A 21,006-nucleotide genomic window follows, 5' to 3' on the forward strand; every position below is an offset into this window, starting at 1 on the left:
CAGCTAATGACGGTTGCAATAGCATATAAATTGACCATAAGACCAAAGTCTCATGGCTAATTTATAGGCCTAGACTCGCTTGCATTGATCTTATTTTTGACTGTCGTAACTATGTTGCATTATTATGTTAAGTGAATGATTTTTAAGTATAATTAATTATTCTTTTGGTGGGTAAGCACTTCCAGTCGTCTTTTTTAATGTTCTCATTTTTACTTGTACTCGCTGATCTTTGTTCGTATAAGACCTTTTGCTTAATCGCCATTTACCAATGGCTGGCTTACTCTGCCGCATCGATTTCATTTGCTTCAAAAAAAGCGTTTATTATTATTTTGAGCAAGTCACCATGTGTTAGGAAATATCATGAATACCACGTCGCAGTATGACAATCGGTCTGAAGCTATACAGACAGAGGATACGCAGACCATTTCTGATAGCTATGAAAATCTGCATAAGCCCAGTTCTGAGTTCGACAGCAGAGACGAGTACCTCGAGCATGAACTGCAAATTATGCAGCCAAGGCGTTGGCGGCCTAATTTACCTTTTCGAGATTATCGCTTCGAATTTGAGGATACGATACCCGCATTAGCAGGCACCATCGGCAAAGTCGTTATGGTTAGTGCTATTGCGGGCACGTTTGCCGGAACATTAGGCTTAAGTGACGGCTTTGTTTTAGAGAATGTACGCTATGAATTATTCATTGTTGCTGTTTTCATTCTGATATTTTCTGGTTTTATTTTACCGACCGCCAATCTAGCTGGTACCCACGGACCGCTTATTCCGTTAATTCCGATTGTTGTCGCAGCAGGTGGGCACCCTATGGCGTTTGGGTTACTGATTGGGGCGTTCGGTTTAATCCTCGCTGTCAGTAAAGGAGGAAGTTTACTAGCTCGACTTACCAGTAAAGGGGTATGTGGGGGGCTGCTACTGTACCTCGGCTTTATTGGCACTATTTCTCAAGTAAAGAAGTTATTCGCTTGGGCAGAAGATATTCAAATGACCCATATTGCATTTATTGTCATTCTGGCCACCATTTTATTATATGCATTGCTCGAGCACTTCAAAAAACGTTGGTTAGCGGTGCCACTTAGCTGCCTAATAGGTGGAGTGACGGCGTTTTTATTAGGGGCTCCGTTTGAATTTAAAACAGCCCCTGGCTTGCCTAATATCAATCCTATGTACTGGTGGGGCGAAAATACTGGTTGGATGCTAGGCATGCCAACCCTCGAAAGTTTCGTCGTTGTATTGCCGTTTGCCGTACTCGCCGTTGCCATGTGGTCGCCGGATTTCTTGGGTCACCAGGTATTTCAGAAAATAAGCTATCCACAGCGGACAGAAAAAGTGCAAATGAATATCGACGATACCATGCTTAGTGCATCGGTCAGGCAGACCTTTGGCTCTATTTTAGGTGGCTCGAATTTCGCGTCTTCATGGGGGACCTATATTGTACCGGCCGCCATTGCTAAACGACCCATTCCGGCTGGCGCTATATTAACTGCATTATTTTGTATTATCGCCGGTGTGTGGGGTTACCCCATGGATTTAGCGATTTGGCAGCCCGTGTTATGTGTGGCGTTAATTGTGGGGGTATTTATTCCATTGCTCGAAGCTGGCATGGAAATGACACGAGAAGGCAAAACCACCCAATCAGCCGCCATCGTGGTATTTGCATCAACGTTGGTGAATCCTGCGTTTGGTTGGTCCCTTACCATGTTGCTGGATAACCTCGGTCTGATTGGCTGTAAACAAAGAAGTGCCGAGTTAACCCATATGAGCCGCTGGATAATTCCACTGGTCATGTTTGTATTACTCACTCTGGTTATGGCGATGGTCGGCATGCTGCCAGGCATACCTGCACTGATGTCAGATTTCCAACATTAATAAAACGCGCAGATCATGCCATGGTCTGCGCTACCTGCTGGTTTTGTTTGTACAAAGTATCTCGAATTACAAGATCCAGCGATTATTCCTGCAAAACTTAGGCGCAGCAAATACATTATTAAATTACGGCATTATCGCGTTTATCGGTATGTTGGTCGTGGCTAAAATTTTACCTGAAACCAAGGGGAAAACTATTGAAGACATTGATCGAGATATAGTAAAAGCATAGGCCGTCATATTCAAATAAAGTGCGTGGAAGAAACTTTTTTAACGACCAAGTCAAAGAGATAAACAACCAACTAGTTAGGTAATGTGCTTTGTAACCTTTGCAAGGCGTGATACATTTACTGTATGTTTTAACATCTTATGTTTAGAATATTATCATGAGCGAATTAGTATATTACGATCTTAAACGCACGGCGACGATGACGCCTAGCATGCCTGTACAGGTAGCGCGGGAGTTGGGCCGCCGCATTGTTGCGGGCACATACGAGCCTGGCACGCTGATAGATGAAGAGAATACGTTAGCGACTCGCTATCAAGTTAGCCGAGTGGTTATTCGTGATGCTGTTAAAATTTTAGTTGGAAAGGGCTTGCTTGATGTACGCCGAGGCATTGGCACTCGAGTGCGCGCACGCAATCAATGGTCGATGCTTGACGACGACGTTTTAGCGTGGCATTTATCTGCACCGCCCAATCCTGCTTTTTTGAAACAGTTGATGGAAATCCGCTTAGCGTTTGAGCCTAAAGCGTCACGCTGGGCAGCAGAACGCGCCACAGATGAAGACATAGCTGAAATTGAAGCCGCGTGTGTGGCGATGGAGCAAGAAGGCGGTTCGGTGGAAAGCTTTGTGATTGCTGATGCCGAGTTCCACCGTGCAGTATTACGCTCTGCCCATAATGAATTTTTAAAAGCGATGGAAGGCGTGATTTACTCGGCTTTGTTGGTCAGTATTCGTTTGACCAACAAAGACCCTCGGGAGAATAAAACCTCTGTGCCATTTCACCGGGCAGTATGTAATGCCATTACAGCCCACGACGGCGACCTAGCAGAAGAATTAACGGCTAATTTGTTAAACGACGCTGATCACCGATTAGACGGTAATGTAGCGAATTATGTATAAACGCTAAGCACACTTGTCGCTTGATATAATTTTATAAGGCTAATTTATGGCCTAATTAAAACACCAGCTTAAGCTGGTGTTTTTAAATTCACCCTTCGTCGTTATCTTATCGAAAATCAAACTGCTAACTTACTTCCTTGTTTCTCGTTAGTTTACCAGTTGTGCAGTTGCTTCACGCAATGCATGGGTAAGGTTTAGCTAATGTAGGGATAGGAAACAGTAGGTGAATTTTTTGAATGGGCGACTGGGTGACAGATTACTCGTTTGGTTATTATTATCGCTATTGTTAGTAGGGCTATTTAGTACCAGCATATTGTTTTTGACGATTTTTATATAAGCCGAAGACGTGATTGGCTTGGGTATTATCCGGCCCAACTTTAAGGGCCTTGGCTAAGACCGACTAATACGTTGCGCTAAATTGGCTAAAACCTATATTTTTAGATTTTAGTCAATGATAAGGTTTGTCTAGCAAGCTTTAGATATTTGAAAGGGTAGAGTATGCACACGACTGATATTCGTTTATTTATTCCGAGCGAAGATTTTGCGCTATCCCAACAATTCTATCAAGCTTTAGGCTTTAGCAAAGAGCCCGTCAATGACGATTTATGTCTATTTATCAGTGGTGAATGTACCTTCTTTTTACAGAATAGTTACCAACAAGTATTCGCTGAAAACCTAATGATGCAGTTGATTGTGCCTGATATACATGTCGCTTTTGCGCAAATTGCAAGCATGGGTGATTTGGCTAACAAATATCAGCCCATTAAACATGAGCCTTGGGGTAAGGTCGTTTACTTGTGGGGGCCGTCAGGCGAGTTATGGCATATAACTGAATTAAACGCCCGATAAGCATTGACGAAATAACATTATTTATAGCCAAGCTATTTTAGCGGGTATCAATTTGCCGTCGCTAAATATTCGCGCTGACTGACGCCATTTTTATACCGGCAAAGAGTAAAAAACCGCCAGCCGATTTATTGATCACGTTCACAATTGATGATTTAACCGAACCACTGGACAGTTTCTGCCCGATGTAGGCGTACATGGTGTAAGACATCAAATCGACCAGTAAACAGGACGCACCCATAATTAGCAGTTGTCCTAATATGGGTTTTTCAATATCGATAAACTGTGGCAGTAACGCCAAAAAGTACAACAACGCTTTTGGGTTAGCCAACTCAACGATAAAACCTTGGCTAAACAACGCTAAACCTTTAGCACTTGAGCGAGCTTTTTTATGAATACTCAGCCCGCCGCTCTTACTGAATAATGCATTTAAGCCAAGGTATACCAAATACAACACTCCAACCCACTTAATAACCGCAAACAGTAAGTTAGATGCAATTATCAATGAGGCAATGCCTGTGGCAGACAATAGGAAGTACACCACATTCGCACCAGCCACACCGGTTACCCCGCACAAGGCTTTTTTCGCGCCGTGGCGAGCCCCTTGCGAAGCTATAGTGATCACAGCCGGTCCCGGAGACATACATACTATGATGGTGGTGGTTAAAAAAATAATATAGGCGTGCAAATCCATCCGTCATCCTGTTTAGTATGTATGTATCAGGTTTGAATGTGAAACCTGTTAGGAGTTATATATTCAGCAAGCTGTAATAGAAATCATCTATATTTAGCTGCATTACTGCTGTGCTGAGTAATATACAAACCCAAGCGTAAATTTACTAGACGTATAAGCGACAGGTTCTAATATAACCCGTTTAAACAAATCTTTATTCCTGATGTAGGTCAAATTTTGCGTATATTAACTAAATTAAATATAAGCTAGCAGTTGACATAAATTGCGCGAAAGGAGTAAAGTTGACAAAGTTTCAGTAATTACTGAAACTTCATAAGTGTAGTGTGTAACAACCTATTTTTAGATTTGTTTGGCGTCGCAATAAGCGACCTTACTAGGAGCCATTAACATGATAGATGAAACCTTTGTGGATCTATCGAGATTACAGTTCGCGATCACCGTACTGTACCATTTCCTTTTTGTCCCGTTGACGCTGGGCATGACATGGATCCTGGTTATCATGGAGTCAGTTTATGTAATGACTGGCCGTGAAATATACCGAGATATGACTAAATTTTGGGGTAAGTTGTTCGGTATTAACTTCGCGATTGGCGTGGCGACCGGTCTTACCATGGAATTTGAATTTGGTACTAACTGGTCTTATTACTCTCATTACGTTGGTGATGTGTTTGGAGCGCCACTAGCGATAGAAGGCTTGATGGCATTCTTCCTTGAGTCTACGTTCGTGGGCATGTTCTTTTTAGGTTGGGACCGACTCACCCGCAGACAACATTTAGGCGTAACCTTTTTGATGGCGGTGGGGACTAACTTCTCGGCGCTGTGGATTTTGATTGCTAATGGCTGGATGCAAAACCCAGTGGGATCAGAGTTTAATTATCAAACCATGCGTATGGAAATGACCAGCTTTGCTGAATTGGTGTTTAACCCAGTCGCTCAAGTTAAGTTTATTCATACCGTATCAGCTGGATATGTTGCGGCGTCGATGTTCGTGCTGGGCATCAGTAGTTACTATATTTTAAAAGGGCGGGATATTTCCTTCGCCAAACGTTCGTTCTCTGTCGCCAGCGGGTTCGGTTTAGCGTCAATACTGTGTGTTATTTTGCTCGGTGATGAATCAGGTTACGAGGTGGGTGAAGTACAAAAGGTGAAGCTGGCGGCTATCGAAGCTGAGTGGCATACCGAAGAAGCGCCAGCAGCGTTTACGGTGTTTGGGTTCCCGGACTCTGAAGAACAAGTGACACACGCGGCAATAAAAATACCTTACGCATTAGGGATTATTGCCACACGCTCCTTAGATGAAGAAGTAACGGGTATTAATGATTTAGAAATACGTCATGAAGAGCGCATTCGCAACGGAATGGTGGCATATAAATACTTAGAAATTCTAAGAAGTGGCCAAGACACGCCAGAAAATATCGCCATATTTGATACCTTAAAAAGCGATTTAGGCTACGGCTTATTACTTAAGCGCTATACCCCGAATGTAGTGGACGCAACCGAAACACAAATTCAACAAGCGGTAAAAGATTCGTTCCCAAAAGTTGGGCCGATGTTTTGGTCGTTTAGGATTATGGTGGCTTGTGGTGTGGCGATGCTAATCGTATTTGTTTTGGCGTTCTACTACAACGCGCATCGCGTTATTGAACAAAAACGCTGGTTGTTGTGGGCAGCGGTATTCAGTATTCCTTTACCCTGGATAGCCATCGAATTTGGCTGGGTAGTAGCAGAGTACGGTAGGCAGCCTTGGGCGATATCAGAGATTTTACCCACGTTCTTAGCGACGTCGTCTCTGACGACTAATGATTTACTGATCAGTATTGCCGGCTTTGTTATTTTCTACACAGGTCTTGGCACAGTAATGGGTTGGTTAATGTTGCGTTTTATTCGTCTTGGGCCAAGTTCGTTGCATACCAACAAATATCACTTTGAAAAGATTAATCAGCAAACTGATGATGACCTAGGAGCACAATCATGATCTTTGATTACGAAACCCTCAAACTGTTGTGGTGGGTGATTATAGGCGTATTGCTGATTGGCTTTGCTGTTACCGATGGCATGGATATGGGCGTAGCGATGCTACTGCGCCTCGTCGGTAAAACGGATAGCGAGCGCAGAACGGTAATCAATACCATTGGTGCTCACTGGGATGGCAATCAGGTTTGGTTTATCACCGCAGGTGGTGCCCTATTTGCGGCTTGGCCAATGGTCTACGCTGCGGCATTTTCTGGCTTTTACTTCGCCATGTTATTGGTGTTATTTGCATTGTTCTTTCGCCCGTTAGCCTTCGATTATCGCAGTAAAATAGAGACTGACCGCTGGCGTAATAACTGGGATTGGGCGCTATTTTGTGGCAGTGCAATCCCAGCTTTGGTCTTCGGTGTTGCGTTTGGGAATCTGTTTTTAGGCGTGCCTTTTAACATCGATAATTTGTTACGTGCGAGTTACCAAGGGTCATTTTTTGGCTTACTTAATCCCTTCGGATTATTAGCAGGTCTTATCAGTATCACTATGTTAATGGGCCATGCAGGTATGTGGTTGCAATTGCGTACAGATAGCGACGTTGCAAAACGTTCTGGGCAATATGGTCGTTATGCTTTAATCGCTTTTATGTTGCTGTTTGCCTCGGCGGGTATTTGGGTGGCTAATATGGATGGATACCAAATCGTTAGCATGCCTGATACGCAAAGTTACGCTAATCCTATTGGTAAAATGGTAACGACAGCGCCAGGTGCTTGGTTAGACAATTACACAGCGATGCCACTGACTATCATCTTCCCGGCGTTAGGCTTTGCGATGGCGACACTTGCGCTGCTGTTTTCGAAAATGGGTAGACCAGGTTTAGGATTGATATCGTCAAGTGTCATGTTGGTGGGCGTTATTATGACGGCGGGCGTGTCTTTGTTCCCATTCATTATGCCCTCAAGTAATAATCCTAACGTAAGCTTAACCATGTGGGATGCGGTTTCTAGTCATATGACATTGAATGTAATGTTTATTGCAGTGTCAATTTTCATTCCTTTGATTTTGTTTTATACCACTTGGTGTTACGTCAAAATGTGGCGCAAAGTCACCGTCAAAGAAATTGAAAATAATACTCACGGTAGCTATTAAACGCTTATTGTTGACCAATATAGGCCATGTCCATTGAATTCATGGACATGTTGCCTGAGGAGAAAATTTATGTGGTATTTTGCTTGGATCTTAGGCGTATTGTTAGCCTGTACACTTGGCGTGATTAACGTGATGTGGTACGAATTTCATCAAAATAAAGACAGCGTAGCGGACGATCAGAAAGAGTTGTATGACAAGCTCAACAAAGAACGTGACAACTAAACCCCGTCCAGACCGCGCGCAACAAATGTTGCTGCGCGGTTTTTTAAAACGAGAATCTGCACCCGCTGCAGGTCTACTTAAGTTCAGTATTGCCCTTGGCACCCTTAACGCGTTATTGATGATTGCGGGTGCCTATCTTTTGGCTCAAATTATTCATCTTGCAATGTTTGAAGACGCGAATATCAGTGACGTCAGCCACTTTCTTTGGTACTTGGGCATTACTGTTATCGTCAGAGGATTTTTTTTAGCCCTTAGTCAACGTTTTAGTGCGCGGGCCGCACGTAATATTAAAACAGCTATGCGCGCCAATTTACTGCAAAAACTCACTCAGCTTGGGCCGCATTTCACCGATAAAAAAGGTCACGGGGCACTGCTTAATACTGTGCATGACGGAGTAGAAGCCTTACACGACTATTATGCCAATTATCTGCCCAGCGTCGCCTATAGCGCGCTAGTACCGCTGGCTATTTTGGTGGTGATATTCCCCACAGATTGGCAAGCGGGTTTAATCTTTTTATTTACCGCGCCGCTTATCCCGTTTTTTATGATCTTGGTTGGCTCCAAAGCTGAGCAACTCAATCAAGCCAGATGGCAACAATTAGCCATGCTGGGCAACTATTTTTTTGATCGGGTGCGCGGCTTAACGCAGCTAAAGTTGTTCGATGCTACTAAGCGCGAATTGCAACAAATTGCCCGTATCTCTGATGACTTTCGTCACGCGACATTAAGTGTATTGAAAGTCGCATTTCTCTCGTCTTTTGCGTTGGAATTTCTCGCTACCATCAGTGTTGCCCTTGTGGCCGTACTGATTGGCTTTAGGTTGTTCTTTGGCACCTTAGACTTTGCGACCGGCTTTGTGGTGTTGCTGCTCGCACCAGAGTTCTATTTACCGCTGCGTAAGTTAGGCAATCATTATCACGCACGCCTAGAAGGAATAAGTGCCGCTGGAGACATGCTAGACATACTGCATAGTCAAAATGATGAGAGAGTTGACGAAACCGACTCCCACAGTGAAAAATTCCAGCAAGAACATAAAAAAACCGCATCGCTTAGTGAAATATTTATAAAAAATAGCCGTTTAGTCAACGGTGTTTCTGTCTCAGAATTGAATTTTACTTACCCAGATAGTCACGAAGGCATTACCGACATAACGTTAGACTTGCCCTCAACGGGATTAATCGCGTTTGTTGGTTCAAGTGGTGCAGGAAAAAGTACTTTATTCGATTGTTTATTGGGTTTTCATCCACAGGTGATTTCTCGGATTCGGGTGAATGAACAACCCCTTTGTGAGCAAGATATACCAGTTTGGCAACAGCATATTGCATGGATCCCCCAGCAACCGACCTTGTTTTACGCCAGCATAAAAGACAACATCACCCTGGCGAAACCTAACGCCACAGAAGCGCAAATTCAACAAGCAGTTAAGCAAGCGGGTGCCCTTGAATTTATACAATCCCTTGATAATGGCTTTGATACCGTATTAGGCGAACAGGGTGAAGGACTTTCAGGTGGACAAAAACAACGCATCGCCCTCGCTAGAGCCTTTATAAAACAGGCAGCTATTTTAGTATTAGACGAGCCAACAGCCCACCTTGACAGTGCAACTGAGCACAGTGTGCAATTAGCCATAAACGAATACGCTAAGCAGCATTTAGTGCTGGTTATTGCCCATCGTCTGGGAACGTTAAAACAAGCAGATAAGGTTGTGGTGCTTGAAGCCGGAAAGATAGTTCAACAAGGCCGTTATCAAGATATTAGCCAGCAGCCAGGTCCTTTCACCTCATTACTTCATAGTGGTGACCATTTGGCTAAGACCAATGCAGAAGCCGATGGTGTTGAACAATCCGTTCTACAAAAGGCGCATCGTCATGACTAACTTTATGCGTTTATTAACGTTGTGCAGGCCGCACTATAAAGCGATGGCACTTGGCGTGTTCCTAACCGTATTAACCGTATTGGCTAACGTTGGCTTACTGGCGATTTCAGGTTGGTTTTTAGCATCCATGGCGGCAGCTGGTATCGCGGATGTGCAAATGAATTATTTTACCCCAGCCGGAATTATTCGTTTTTTAGCTATAGTGCGCAGTGTCTCGCGTTACGGCGAGCGTTTAGTTACCCATAACGCCACATTCTTATTATTAAGCGAAATTCGAGTTAACGTATTCGCCACCTTAAGCAAACTTAATAGCAAAGACTTAGCTATGAATCGCAGTGCTGATTTATTTAATCGCATGCAAAATGATGTCGATGCTTTGGACAAGTTTTATCTTAATGTTCTGTTACCCATGCTCGTGGCATTGGTCTGTGTGCCGATAGTTATCGCGATTATCGCCGACTTCAACGTTGCAGTTGCGATGATCTGTTTATGTGGCATTTTGCTGGTGGGAGTAGGATTACCTATATTATTAAGCCAAAAGCTAAGACGTACTGCTTCACAGCAAACTCAGCGTTCAGCTGAGCTGCGAGAAGCCCTGTCCGATATACTAACCGGCCAGCGCGAATTGGCTATTTATCAGGCAACGGCAAGCCAATTAGCTAAATGTAATCATATACAGCAAAACTATAATGAATTGTTAGATAAACGACATAAAGCGTTAGCCAATAGCGATGGGTTAAGCTTGATTGTGGTGCAGTTAGCAATGGTGGCCTGTGTGATTTTACTGGTGCCTCTTGTTCATTCTGGGCAATTACTTAATGTTCACCTGGCTATGTTAAGCCTGTTTGTATTGGCCAGTTTTGAAACCGTGTTGACCTTACCAAATGCCTTTATTCAAATGCCCGTGGCGTTAAGTGCTGCGGGGCGAATTTTTGCGCTACATGACAAGCTGGATAAGAGCCAGGCGGAAGCATTAGCTAAAAATGCGAATGAACCTGAGGGTGTGAAATTCTCCGTAGCAGAAAATTTTACCGCATTAGATTTACCAAATCAGGCTGTCGGGCTTACTTTACAAGCGGTGAGCTATCGTTACGCTAATGATGCACTGACGCAAAGTCAAACGACAAATTTACCCAGCGATAATAGTTCAGTGAGTAATGGTATTGTTAATGATTCAGCAAGCGACGGGTATGCCCTTGAAAACGTCAGTTTTACGATTAAAGCTCAGCAAAAAGTTGCCTTAGTCGGGCCAAGTGGCAGTGGCAAATCCACACTGGTAAATTTACTCAGTGGGCTATGGCCGGAACAGCAAGGGCAAGTTATTTTTACGGGTGAAAAGGGCTTAAATCACACTCAGGAAAGTCAATGTGTGGCAAGGGACCTTAGCTTTGAAAAGCGTACTCAATTGATGGGGGTTTTAGCCCAGCAGCATCATATTTTTGATGGCACAATTGCTGATAATTTGCATTACGCAGAGCCACGTGCAAGTGTCGAACAAATGCAAAAGGCCTGCGAGCAAGCTCAGTTAGGTCAGTGGTTAACAGCATTACCAAATGGTTTGAATACTCGCTTAGGCAGCGCAGGTAGGCGTATGTCGCAAGGTCAATCACGGCGCTTAGCTATTGCGCAAATGTTATTACGCCACCCCGCTATTTTGGTGTTAGATGAACCTACCGAAGGACTAGACAACCAATCAAAACAAGCCGTGATGCAGGCCCTCATTCAAGCGATGAGTCACAGTACGGTATTGTGTATTACTCACGATCCGGCTTTGCTAACAAGCATGGACAAAGTTATCTGGCTCGAAAATGGTCTAGTTAGAGGCGAGGGTACTCATCAAGCATTGTTACTAGCCCATCAGGAATACGTGGCACTAACCACTCGGTTTTAATTTTCGGCGGGTGGAGTTAAAAGCGCTATACTTTTTTATGATAATTTTATTGTTTTGGTTTGCTTATACGTTATCGAAATGCGTTAATTTTTAAGGCGCTAAGCGCACAAAAAACAGTTTGCATAGATTAAGTGGTTTCGCGGTTTCGTGGGGTGGTTTTTTATAAGTCATTCGTAGCATAGCAATCAACTACAACATATTAGAGGTTTATATGAAGCGCGTTACGGGTATCGGTGGTGTTTTTTTCAAAGCAAAGGATGCACCTGCGCTGCACGCTTGGTACAAACGTCATTTGGGCATCGATGTTCAATCGTGGGGTGGTACTTCGTTCTCTTGGCGTGACGAGAAGGGTGAACTTGCTAATGGCTCAACCATCTGGTCTGTTAGTTCACAAGAGGTTGATACGTTTTCACCAAGCAAGGCCTCGTTTATGATCAATTACCGGGTAGACGATCTTTACGCTTTGGTTTCAGTTCTTAAAGCTGAGGGGTGTGATGTACTCGATAACATTGATGATACTGAATATGGGAAGTTTGCGTGGGTTATTGACCCAGAAGGAAATAAAGTCGAGTTATGGGAGCCACCTGCGGGTCAATGATATAGACCTTTAAGGATATCTCGGTTAACGGAGCGCTATTATGCGGGGATTCAGCAAGGCTGCCAGCGTAAGTTACCTATGCTTTGCTTTAACGTTGAATAGGGCTTTGCTTTTCGAGTTATTTACGGGTGTTGTTATATGATGAAGGGATTATCTTATAACGGGAAAGCGTTACAACTTTACCGAAGGATTACGCCAGTTGCTTGATCGATAATATGAGCATCATGTTTTTAATGATGACTATTATTACGCAAAATGACAGAGCAGCTTCAGAACAATTCTTTAATGCCGATATAGCGGTATTGAATTATTCAAACACTCACCCTTGCTTGTCTGCGGTTTGACTTATACTGTGTGTTGTAAGGCGCTGGCGGTACCGCAAAGCATTCCTGTGTAAAATCAGGAATGACTAAGGATTCTCACTTTGACAAAAACCTTTACGTTTGGGCTACAAACTAAAACCACGCTGTTATTAGGTGGTTTGATAGCGATTGCGTTAATTTTTATCAGTTATACCAGTAGCTGGCAATCAAGAAAACTCGCTGAGACCAACGTTCTTGAATTGGAACAAAGTAAATCTCGAGTACTTAAACGGTCTATTGAAGTTGCCTTAAAAAACCAAAGGCAAAACCTACTATCGTTACGCGATGTGCCGGCTAATCAAGCAATAATAAGAGCGCTAGCCAACAATGGCGTTGATCCACTTAGTGGCGATAGCTTGGAAGAATGGCGTCAACGTCTAACTGTGATTTTATCGGCATTTGTGACCAATCATGCGGAATTCCAGCAATTACGTTTTATCAATTTCACCGGGGATGAATTGGTAAGAGTACAGCGGGCGGCTAATGGGAATATAAGTGTTGTCCCTGATAATGAGCTGCAGAATAAGTCTGACTCTGTTTATGTTACAGAAACAATCAAATTAAATGCCGGAGAAACTTACTTCTCAGATGTTAATTTAAACAGAGAACATGGCGCTATTCAGATCCCGCATCTTCCGGTCTTGAGGATTGCGACCCCTGTTTTTAACGCTGACGGAATAGTCTCAGCAGTGATCGTATTGAATTTATCTACCGAGCAGTTGTTTCAAGAAATTTTCTCTCAAATCGATGGCGTAAAGCGAGAAATCATAGATGATAAAGGTTTCTATATTAAAACCGCTGATAACGCTAAAGCTTTCGGATTCGACCTAGGTACTGACGACAAGTTAAGCACCGAAGAGCCGTTTATGGCTGACACCATACTCAGTCAAGATTCATTTATACGCTATGACAAAAACGATAAAGAACTGGAAGGATTTGAAAAAATATTTTTTGCCCCTCAGGATCACGAACGTTACTGGGTCTTGACCTTCCATATTCCGGAAAATCTGGTTTTTTCAGATATCAGCACCTCTTTACAACAAACATTAATCTTCAGTTTAGTGATGGGCGCTTTATCTATTTGCTTGATTATCTGGTTTGTATCACGAAGAATATTGACCCCTATCGTGACGATGGCGCAGGTGTGCGAACGTTTTAAGGCGGGTGATTTGAGCGGGCGGTTGGACACTGATTCTGTTAGCGATGAAATGCTAACTTTGTATCAAGGCATTAATACATTTGTTGAAAATCAGCAACAGACGACCACTCTACTAAATGACGAGGTTAATGCGCAAGCCAAACGACTTTCTGCCGTCATCGATAACATAGTAGATGGCATTATTACCATAAATGAACGAGGTAATATTGAATCATTTAACCCCGCAGCAAGTAAAATTTTTGGCTATAGCGAACAAGAAGTGATTGGTCATAATGTCAAAATCTTAATGCCTGAACCCTATCATACTGAGCATGACGGCTATCTCAATCACCATCTTAAAACCGGTGAAAAAAAGCTGATAGGACTCGAGCGCGTCGTTATTGGCCAACGCAAAGATGGGTCAACCTTTCCAATGGAATTAGGGGTCAGTGAACTTATTATCAATAATGCCAAGCACTTTGTTGGTATCACGCGAGACGTGACCGAGCGTCATCAAGCCAAAGAAGAGTTGAACAAAGCCAAACTTACCGCCGAACAAGCCAGTTTAGCCAAAAGTGAATTCTTGGCCAATATGAGTCATGAGATACGTACGCCTATGAACGGGGTGTTAGGCATGACTAATTTATTACTCGACACTCAACTAAATGCTGAGCAATATAATTTTGCTAAGATAGTCAAAAACAGTGCCCAATCGCTGATGACCATTATTAATGACATACTTGATTTTTCCAAAGTAGAAGCGGGCATGTTGGAAATGGAAGCCATTCAATTTGACTTGGGTGCATTGATGAATGAGTTTGGTAGCAGTATTGCGGTTCGTGCTCACGAAAAAGGGCTTGAATTAATTTGCCCGGCTAATCCGGTTCAGCATAAGTGGTATAACGCTGATCCCGGACGTATTCGCCAGATTCTTAACAATTTGGTAGGCAACGCCATCAAGTTTACTGAAAAAGGCGAAGTTGCTGTTTATTACAGTCTGCAGCAGCGCACTGAATCGCGCAGCAAAGTGTTGATTGAAGTGACTGATACTGGAGTAGGGCTAAATGCAGAAGATCAAGCGAGACTTTTCGAGCGTTTCAGCCAAGCTGATGGCAGTACTACCCGTAAGCATGGAGGTACTGGCCTAGGGCTTGCTATAAGCAAACAATTAGTAGAACTGATGGGCGGAGAAATTGGTATTAGGAGTGTCGAAGGAGAGGGGTCGACATTCTGGTTCACCCTTGATCTAGAAAATGCTGAACCTGTGGAAACCGAACGCGAGGAAGCGGATCTAAGCGGACAAAAAATATTAGTCGTTGATGACAACCTTACCAACCGCACATTGCTCGGACACTTGCTGACTAACTGGCAGGTCGAACACACGCTTGTTGGCCGTGCAAGAGACGCATTAGAAAGCCTATCGACTGCGGTAGCACAGAATCAACCATACAGCATTGCGATAATAGATATGCAAATGCCAGGTATGGACGGCGCTCATTTGGGAGCCATGATCAAAGCCACACCCGAACTAGCCAGCACCCATCTGATGATGCTTACATCTCAAGGGCAACGGGGTGATGGTAAGAAATTCAAGGATGCCGGATTTAGCGCTTATCTCAACAAACCCATCGATCAATCCATTCTGCAGAATTCACTTATGCAAGTAGCGGGGCTTACCTCTGATGACGGCCCATTGCTTACCGTCTACAGCACACGTAAAAAGCCCCAGTACAAGGTTCGAGTGTTGATTGTAGAAGATAATGTTATTAACCAGATCGTAGCGCAGTCTTTGCTTGAACAGTTTGGTATACGCGCTGATGTGGCTGCCAACGGCGAAGAGGCATTAGTCGCTCTTAAAAGTTTGCCTTACGACCTCGTATTTATGGATTGCCAGATGCCGGTGATGGATGGTTTTGAAGCGAGTCGCTGTATTCGAGACCCGCAATCTAAAGTGTTAAATAAAGATATCCCTATCGTTGCCATGACGGCAAACACCATGCAGGGTGATCGTGCCAAATGCCTTGCTGCAGGTATGAACGACTTTATCTCGAAGCCGGTGGAAACAGTTAAACTTCAACAGACGCTAGAGCTATGGTTAGCTAAATCGAGAATAGACGGTTAAATTAACAATACCCAACTTCTATTAATTTGACTCTTGTAAGCCCAGAGAAGTAGTTTTTTCTATATCTTTGCCTTTAAAAACTTATCCAAGTAAGGCTTGATGGCATTATCCACGTCGGTTGATTGCCCGCTGTTAGGCTCATCGGAGTATGCAGCAATTGAGGCTAATTCAATTAATACTTGTCGAGCAATATCTTCTCGCACTAATCCTCTTGAATAAATAGATAGCTGTTTGCTCGTCGCTACATATTCAATGGGGTTAAGCAGTTTAGTTTTTTTAAATATCTTCGAGCTGAGCACGACACTGGATACACGTTTTGTCCATTCACTTGGCATAAGTTTAAATAGCAAACTAATATCTTTTTTTGATAATGCATGAAAAGGTGCATTGCTGAATTTTCCAATCACAATCTTCATTATTACTCCATTTATCCAACCCTACCTGATTATACCAATTCCAGTGAATAATTAACCACTTAGAGAAAATTTAAAAGGGCTTAATCAAGGTGCTTGAATGATTGCCCTTTATTAAAAATCACATGGTGCCCTTTCAAGTTTGAGCAACGCAGAGTAAGTCCTTTTAAAATTCGCCCGAAGGGAGTTCCACAACGAGTTTTGTTCTGCGTTCTTGGTATTTGAAAGGGATGAACCATTACTGTACACCGACGCCTTGTTCAAAACCCGCTGGATGAATTCACAGAGGGCAATTATTGATTGGTATTACACGAGAGAGTTAATCGTCGAATCGTTCAAAGAATAAACCGTGTGTATTTTTGAGCTTTTGCTACCGAGGCCCATTAAGCATTAAGGATGCGGAAGAGAAGCCATGGCAGTCAAAGAAAGTCGGCGGTTACCATTATTGTTGTTAATAAATATCACACTAAAAATTTATTAAGATTGTTAAAAATCATGTAATGAATTAAAAAAAATATTGTCGAATAATATATATTACTTAAATCAAAGTGAGCTTAAGTCCGATTTGGCTGTCATTTGCTTTGTGCCAATAAGGATTGCTATGCGTTGTACGAAATTGTTAGTGAGTTTTTTAGTGTTAGGTTTGAGTGCTTGTGCGCAACAAAATGTGGATCCAATAGCGAGTACTGAATTGGAAAAAAGCGTCGCCAATCAACCCTTTGCTGAGAAATGTGAAGATGCTAAATATCAACTAGACAAATCCGTAGAAGAAGGTCAGTTGTCCGGTCTAAGAGAGCTTAAACGCAACATTGAGCTTTACTGTGTGTGGCGTAGAAATTAACACTGCGGGCGAAGTTATAAATGAATCTAGTGCTAAAGAGAATAAGTATTTATAGAAATAATGTCGGTGGATTGAGTGTCATGACCAGAAATGCTCGGGGACGTCACACGTTCGATACTTGCTCCCGTTAATTCCTCGTTTCAGTTTGATGAGCCATGAACCGGAGCAATTAACTGTGGTCTTTCAACATTTTTGTTATGTTTGCGAGCAGATTACCTTTATCAAAGGGCTTAGCAACTGTTGCATTAAAACCAGCGTCCTTATAAAGCGCTAAATCCTCTGCGTAAATATTAGCTGTTATGGCAATTATTGGTAAATTAGGCTTACATAATTTTATAAGCTTGCAAGCTTCTACACCGTCCATCACGGGCATTTGTATGTCCATAAGTACTAAATCGACATGATTTTTTATTGCAAAGTCTGCCGCTAATTGGCCATTTTCTACTATGTGTATATCTGTATAGCTTTTTTCTAACATTGAATTGATGATGATCTGATTAATATCATTATCTTCTGCAATCAATATCGTTTTTACGTTAAGAGATTCTTCGGGAGTAACTTTAATTTCTTTAACTGAGTCATTCGAATCAATTGCCATTAATGGTAAGGATATTTTAACAATCGTACCTACGTTCTCCTTGCTGGAAACGTTTATTTTACCTTTCATTAGCGTTACCAGCGAAAGCACAATAGACATGCCTAATCCGGTGCCACCATATTGGCGCGTGATCGATTGGTCGGCCTGTTCAAATCGTTGAAATAACCTTTCTTGTGCCTCTTTGTTCATTCCTATACCGGAGTCTTTAACAACGATAAAAACGCCTCCATCTCTATGGTTACTAATCGATAAATGGATTTCGCCTGAATGGGTGAATTTTATCGCGTTGGTCAATATATTTAGCAGTATTTGTTTTAGTCTCAGTTCGTCAGCCATCCATATGCTCTGGGTTAAATCAGTATGAATGGTAAATTTCAACGACTTTTTCTGGATGCTGGCGGTTAATTCTGATTCGATTACGGTTAGTAGTGCAGTCAAGTCAACAGGCGTATTGTGCAAATCTAGCTTGCCTACTTCTAATTTAGAAACGTCTAAAATGTCATTAACCAACTCGTTGAGTGTTGCAGTTGATTGAGTGGCTAGGTTTATATATTGCGCGACTTTTTCTTGAGCAGTTTCGTCGCGTAATAACTGAAGAGTGCCAAATATGCCATTTAGCGGGGTGCGTATTTCATGGCTCATGTTTGCCAGAAATTCAGACTTTGCCACGTTCGCTTTTTCAGCAGATTCTTTTGCTCTCGCTAAAGCGTTTTCTTTTTCGATTTGTTCGCTTAAGTCATAGGCAATTCCAAGATAACCGATTATTTCATTCAGCTCATTTCGAAGGGCGGTTAAATTTAATCTGACGGGAATCTTTTCGCCACTTTTACTCACATATGTCCAGTCCGAATTGTCGGTAATACCTCGATTCGATTTAGCAAAAAACACATCAACACTTTGCGTAAACTCGCAGTTTAACTCCTTAGTAAGGGATAACGATCGTTCAAGTACTTCAGATTCAAGATGAAATAACGCTGGTGTCTCTTTTTGAATTAAATCTTCGGACTTGTAGCCAAGCAAAAGCTCAGCAGCCGGATTGAACAGGGTAATTAGCCCTTTAGTATCGGTTGCTATTACTGAATAATTAGCATTTTCCAGAATCGCATTTTGCAATGCATTTGCATTACTGATTTCTTTGGTTCGCCTTTTAACCAATTCTTCGAGTTGATCATTGGTATCAATGAGCGTTTTCTCTTTCGCTAACTGAAGCTCTTGTTGATGGCGCTGCAACTCTTGCTTACGAACAATGATGAGCAGAACACTAAAGCTCAAAAGCGCGACTACGATTGTGAATATTAGGTATTGAAAGAATGTTGCATAGTCTTGGGATTTTTTGACTCGTTGAATGTACGCCGGTTGTGCCGAGATACTGAAAGACCAATGCCTTCCGAATATCGGCACTTTTTCGCTATAAGTTAACGTACTATCAATCGAGTTTTGTGATTGATGTTGATAAAATATATTTTCTGAGTGTGGTTCAGTAACATCCATAATTGAGAGGTTCACATCACGTGGAAATTCACTATTTGAGTTTATGACTTCATCTATAAGTACCGGCGCGTATGTCCAACCAAGTAGATGCCGTAATCTGCTAGCAGGGTCGTCAGGGATTAACGCTACGTCATATACTGGCATGAGTATCAAAAATCCCTGTTTGGCTTTCTCATTTGCCTGCACTAAGGTTATAGGTGCAGTTATTTGCAATTCATTATTCCTTGCTGAATTTATGGCGGCATTTCGCCTCATTTTTTCTGAGCCTACATCGAGTCCGATGGCACTTTTATTGTTTAGTTCTGGTTCGATATAACGAATAATAAATAGACTGTCGTTATGGGGGGATAACTGGCGTAAATTAAACAATTTGTCAGGTCGCATTTGTCTTTGAGTATTTAAAAACTTAGCTAAATCGTCTTGTTCAACCTTTTGAATAAAGCCTAAACCGCGAAGGCCTGGAAACTCTTCTTGAAAATTGCGATTCTGTGCATAGCGAGTCATTGTTTGAAAATCGAAGTTGTCTAAACCTATTGTTGTGATAAGCCCATGAAGACCTGTTAAACCATAGCTATAGAATTTAATACGTTCATTAAAGTCAGATTTAATCTTTAGTAAGTCACGTTGCAGGGTTTGTTTGATTAAATTAGCTTGTTTTTGTTGTGCACTATACTCAGCGCTAACAGAGAGCAAAATGCCAATTAGCATGATGATGATTGGAAGAAGTAACCATTTCAGAATGGATTGCTTTAAGCGTCTATTGGGGAGCCATGAGGGCTTCATTGATTGCCTTATTATTTTTAAAACTAATTAACAAATACAAATGGCATTATATCCACCGGTTTGCCCAGACCAGCAAATGAATGGGTAAAAATTAGGCGCAAAAAAACTATACATCATTTAGTTGCCTCTACAAAAAACAGAATAGTTGTCCTTTACGAATTTGTCCTAAGCTTATTGCTAATTTGAGGATTAATTACAGTGCTGACGATATATTTTCTAGCAGTAAAATACGAGAAGATAATTAAACATGCAGAACGAACTAACCAAAAACACTTTATATACTAACGCATTATGGGTTATAAAAGATTTTTTTAAATGGTGATAAACGATTTGAATATGATTAGTTAAAGTATTTTGATGTTCATTCCAAAAGCAGCTGTTAAGTGCCTTGTGGCCCTTCATTTAGGAGTTATATGCTAGGAGTTATATGCTCAAACTAACGTTACCGCCGCCAGTCGTTTTTTGTATTGCTGGCTTAAGCATGTTTGCACTTGTTGGGTATGATATTAACGCAGATGAATTTCAGTTTTGGTTTGCTGGAAGTTGCTGGTTTGTCGCCATTGTAAATGCAATTTTCGCATTAAGAGCATTTAAGAAAAACCGCACGACAGCGAATCCCCATCATCTTGAGAGAGTGACGACATTAGTGACCACCGGCGTTTTTGCTTATTCTAGAAATCCCATGTATTTATCACTGGTAATCATGCTAATTGGTTGGGCGGTATTATTAGGATCTATTTGGGCAACAGGAATAATTTTTTTGTTTTTACTGTATATGACACAGTTTCAAATTAAGCCAGAAGAAAGAATGCTCATTCAGAAATTCGACAGTGAGTATCAATTATACTGCAGTAACGTTAGGCGCTGGCTGTAATTTAAACCACTCTCGTGCTTTATCACTGCATTCGCAACATCAAGGTCACATGGGTATAACGAATTATCCAGTAGATATTTCTATTATCAACGAAGACGGCGAATTGGTTCAAATTTTTGGCTATGATGAAGACCTCGACAACCA

At 42.1% G+C, this 21,006-nt stretch carries 15 protein-coding genes; 12 read left to right on the top strand and 3 right to left on the bottom strand.

From position 1 onward, the window contains the following. Positions 1-360: 360 nt before the first annotated feature. The 3 genes from GQS54_RS18715 (at position 361) to GQS54_RS18730 (ending at position 3,851) form a co-directional block, all read left to right on the top strand. Positions 361-1,878 carry a DUF3360 family protein gene (locus GQS54_RS18715; protein WP_166425450.1) on the top strand — a complete coding sequence of 506 codons (1,518 nt, stop codon included), beginning with the start codon at positions 361-363 and terminating at the stop codon, positions 1,876-1,878. A 383-nt stretch (positions 1,879-2,261) separates the two neighbouring features. Further along, positions 2,262-3,002, top strand: a complete 741-nt coding sequence (locus GQS54_RS18725) for a FadR/GntR family transcriptional regulator (RefSeq protein WP_166425451.1) — start codon at positions 2,262-2,264, stop codon at positions 3,000-3,002. Between the two features lie 498 nt (positions 3,003-3,500). Next, positions 3,501-3,851: a lactoylglutathione lyase gene (locus tag GQS54_RS18730; RefSeq protein ID WP_166425452.1), complete on the top strand. Its 351-nt coding sequence runs from the start codon at positions 3,501-3,503 to the stop codon at positions 3,849-3,851. Between the two features lie 61 nt (positions 3,852-3,912). Here the strand turns inward: GQS54_RS18730 and GQS54_RS18735 are convergent, their stop codons facing one another. Beyond that, entirely contained in the window at positions 3,913-4,542 is a 630-nt protein-coding gene (locus tag GQS54_RS18735) for a LysE family translocator (RefSeq protein WP_166425453.1), read from the bottom strand. 388 nt (positions 4,543-4,930) lie between these two features. On the opposite strand from GQS54_RS18735, the gene GQS54_RS18740 reads away from it, so the two are divergent. The 7 genes from GQS54_RS18740 to GQS54_RS18770 all read left to right on the top strand — a co-directional run bounded on the left by GQS54_RS18740 (position 4,931) and on the right by GQS54_RS18770 (position 15,862). Then, entirely contained in the window at positions 4,931-6,517 is a 1,587-nt protein-coding gene (locus GQS54_RS18740) for a cytochrome ubiquinol oxidase subunit I (RefSeq protein ID WP_166425454.1), read from the top strand. After that, on the top strand, positions 6,514-7,653 hold the full coding sequence (cydB, locus tag GQS54_RS18745; protein WP_166425455.1) for a cytochrome d ubiquinol oxidase subunit II: 1,140 nt from the start codon (positions 6,514-6,516) through the stop codon (positions 7,651-7,653). Before GQS54_RS18740 ends, cydB begins: the two co-directional genes overlap by 4 nt. 69 nt (positions 7,654-7,722) lie before the next feature. Beyond that, a complete protein-coding gene (gene cydX / locus GQS54_RS18750) occupies positions 7,723-7,875 on the top strand; it encodes a cytochrome bd-I oxidase subunit CydX (RefSeq protein ID WP_166425456.1) in 153 nt (50 codons plus the stop codon). After that, entirely contained in the window at positions 7,865-9,751 is a 1,887-nt protein-coding gene (cydD, locus tag GQS54_RS18755; protein ID WP_166425466.1) for a thiol reductant ABC exporter subunit CydD, read from the top strand. Before cydX ends, cydD begins: the two co-directional genes overlap by 11 nt. Continuing rightward, positions 9,744-11,642 (top strand): ATP-binding cassette domain-containing protein, encoded by a 1,899-nt coding sequence (locus GQS54_RS18760; protein ID WP_166425457.1) that lies wholly within the window; start codon positions 9,744-9,746, stop codon positions 11,640-11,642. The genes cydD and GQS54_RS18760 overlap by 8 nt, the downstream gene beginning before the upstream one ends. A 211-nt stretch (positions 11,643-11,853) precedes the next feature. Then, the gene (locus GQS54_RS18765) at positions 11,854-12,240 is read left to right on the top strand and encodes a VOC family protein (RefSeq protein ID WP_166425458.1); all 387 of its coding nucleotides are present in this window, start codon (positions 11,854-11,856) and stop codon (positions 12,238-12,240) included. Positions 12,241-12,664: 424 nt separating this feature from the next. Beyond that, a complete protein-coding gene (locus GQS54_RS18770) occupies positions 12,665-15,862 on the top strand; it encodes a response regulator (protein WP_166425459.1) in 3,198 nt (1,065 codons plus the stop codon). A gap of 59 nt (positions 15,863-15,921) precedes the next feature. On the opposite strand, the gene GQS54_RS18775 is transcribed toward GQS54_RS18770, so the two are convergent. Then, positions 15,922-16,278, bottom strand: a complete 357-nt coding sequence (locus tag GQS54_RS18775) for a hypothetical protein (protein ID WP_166425460.1) — start codon at positions 16,276-16,278, stop codon at positions 15,922-15,924. Positions 16,279-16,876: 598 nt separating this feature from the next. On the opposite strand from GQS54_RS18775, the gene GQS54_RS18780 reads away from it, so the two are divergent. Continuing rightward, positions 16,877-17,116, top strand: coding sequence for a hypothetical protein (locus GQS54_RS18780; protein ID WP_166425461.1), 240 nt, complete (start codon positions 16,877-16,879; stop codon positions 17,114-17,116). 169 nt (positions 17,117-17,285) lie between these two features. Here the strand turns inward: GQS54_RS18780 and GQS54_RS18785 are convergent, their stop codons facing one another. Beyond that, complete coding sequence (locus tag GQS54_RS18785) at positions 17,286-19,988, bottom strand: CHASE domain-containing protein (protein ID WP_166425462.1); 2,703 nt, start codon at positions 19,986-19,988, stop codon at positions 17,286-17,288. 427 nt (positions 19,989-20,415) lie between these two features. On the opposite strand from GQS54_RS18785, the gene GQS54_RS18790 reads away from it, so the two are divergent. Beyond that, positions 20,416-20,862: an isoprenylcysteine carboxylmethyltransferase family protein gene (locus GQS54_RS18790; RefSeq protein ID WP_166425463.1), complete on the top strand. Its 447-nt coding sequence runs from the start codon at positions 20,416-20,418 to the stop codon at positions 20,860-20,862. The last annotated feature ends 144 nt before the right edge of the window (positions 20,863-21,006 follow it).

Origin of the sequence: Paraglaciecola sp. 20A4, assembly GCF_011378905.1 — a bacterium.
Classification (GTDB): domain Bacteria; phylum Pseudomonadota; class Gammaproteobacteria; order Enterobacterales; family Alteromonadaceae; genus Paraglaciecola.

What these genes read in the sequence shown, in the direction of transcription:
- GQS54_RS18715 (WP_166425450.1), top strand. Translation starts at nt 361, where the DNA reads ATGAATACCACGTCGCAGTATGACAATCGGTCTGAAGCTATACAGACA.
- GQS54_RS18725 (WP_166425451.1), top strand. Translation starts at nt 2,262, where the DNA reads ATGAGCGAATTAGTATATTACGATCTTAAACGCACGGCGACGATGACG.
- GQS54_RS18730 (WP_166425452.1), top strand. Translation starts at nt 3,501, where the DNA reads ATGCACACGACTGATATTCGTTTATTTATTCCGAGCGAAGATTTTGCG.
- GQS54_RS18735 (WP_166425453.1), bottom strand. Translation starts at nt 4,542, where the DNA reads ATGGATTTGCACGCCTATATTATTTTTTTAACCACCACCATCATAGTA.
- GQS54_RS18740 (WP_166425454.1), top strand. Translation starts at nt 4,931, where the DNA reads ATGATAGATGAAACCTTTGTGGATCTATCGAGATTACAGTTCGCGATC.
- cydB (WP_166425455.1), top strand. Translation starts at nt 6,514, where the DNA reads ATGATCTTTGATTACGAAACCCTCAAACTGTTGTGGTGGGTGATTATA.
- cydX (WP_166425456.1), top strand. Translation starts at nt 7,723, where the DNA reads ATGTGGTATTTTGCTTGGATCTTAGGCGTATTGTTAGCCTGTACACTT.
- GQS54_RS18760 (WP_166425457.1), top strand. Translation starts at nt 9,744, where the DNA reads ATGACTAACTTTATGCGTTTATTAACGTTGTGCAGGCCGCACTATAAA.
- GQS54_RS18765 (WP_166425458.1), top strand. Translation starts at nt 11,854, where the DNA reads ATGAAGCGCGTTACGGGTATCGGTGGTGTTTTTTTCAAAGCAAAGGAT.
- GQS54_RS18775 (WP_166425460.1), bottom strand. Translation starts at nt 16,278, where the DNA reads ATGAAGATTGTGATTGGAAAATTCAGCAATGCACCTTTTCATGCATTA.
- GQS54_RS18780 (WP_166425461.1), top strand. Translation starts at nt 16,877, where the DNA reads ATGCGTTGTACGAAATTGTTAGTGAGTTTTTTAGTGTTAGGTTTGAGT.
- GQS54_RS18785 (WP_166425462.1), bottom strand. Translation starts at nt 19,988, where the DNA reads ATGAAGCCCTCATGGCTCCCCAATAGACGCTTAAAGCAATCCATTCTG.
- GQS54_RS18790 (WP_166425463.1), top strand. Translation starts at nt 20,416, where the DNA reads ATGCTCAAACTAACGTTACCGCCGCCAGTCGTTTTTTGTATTGCTGGC.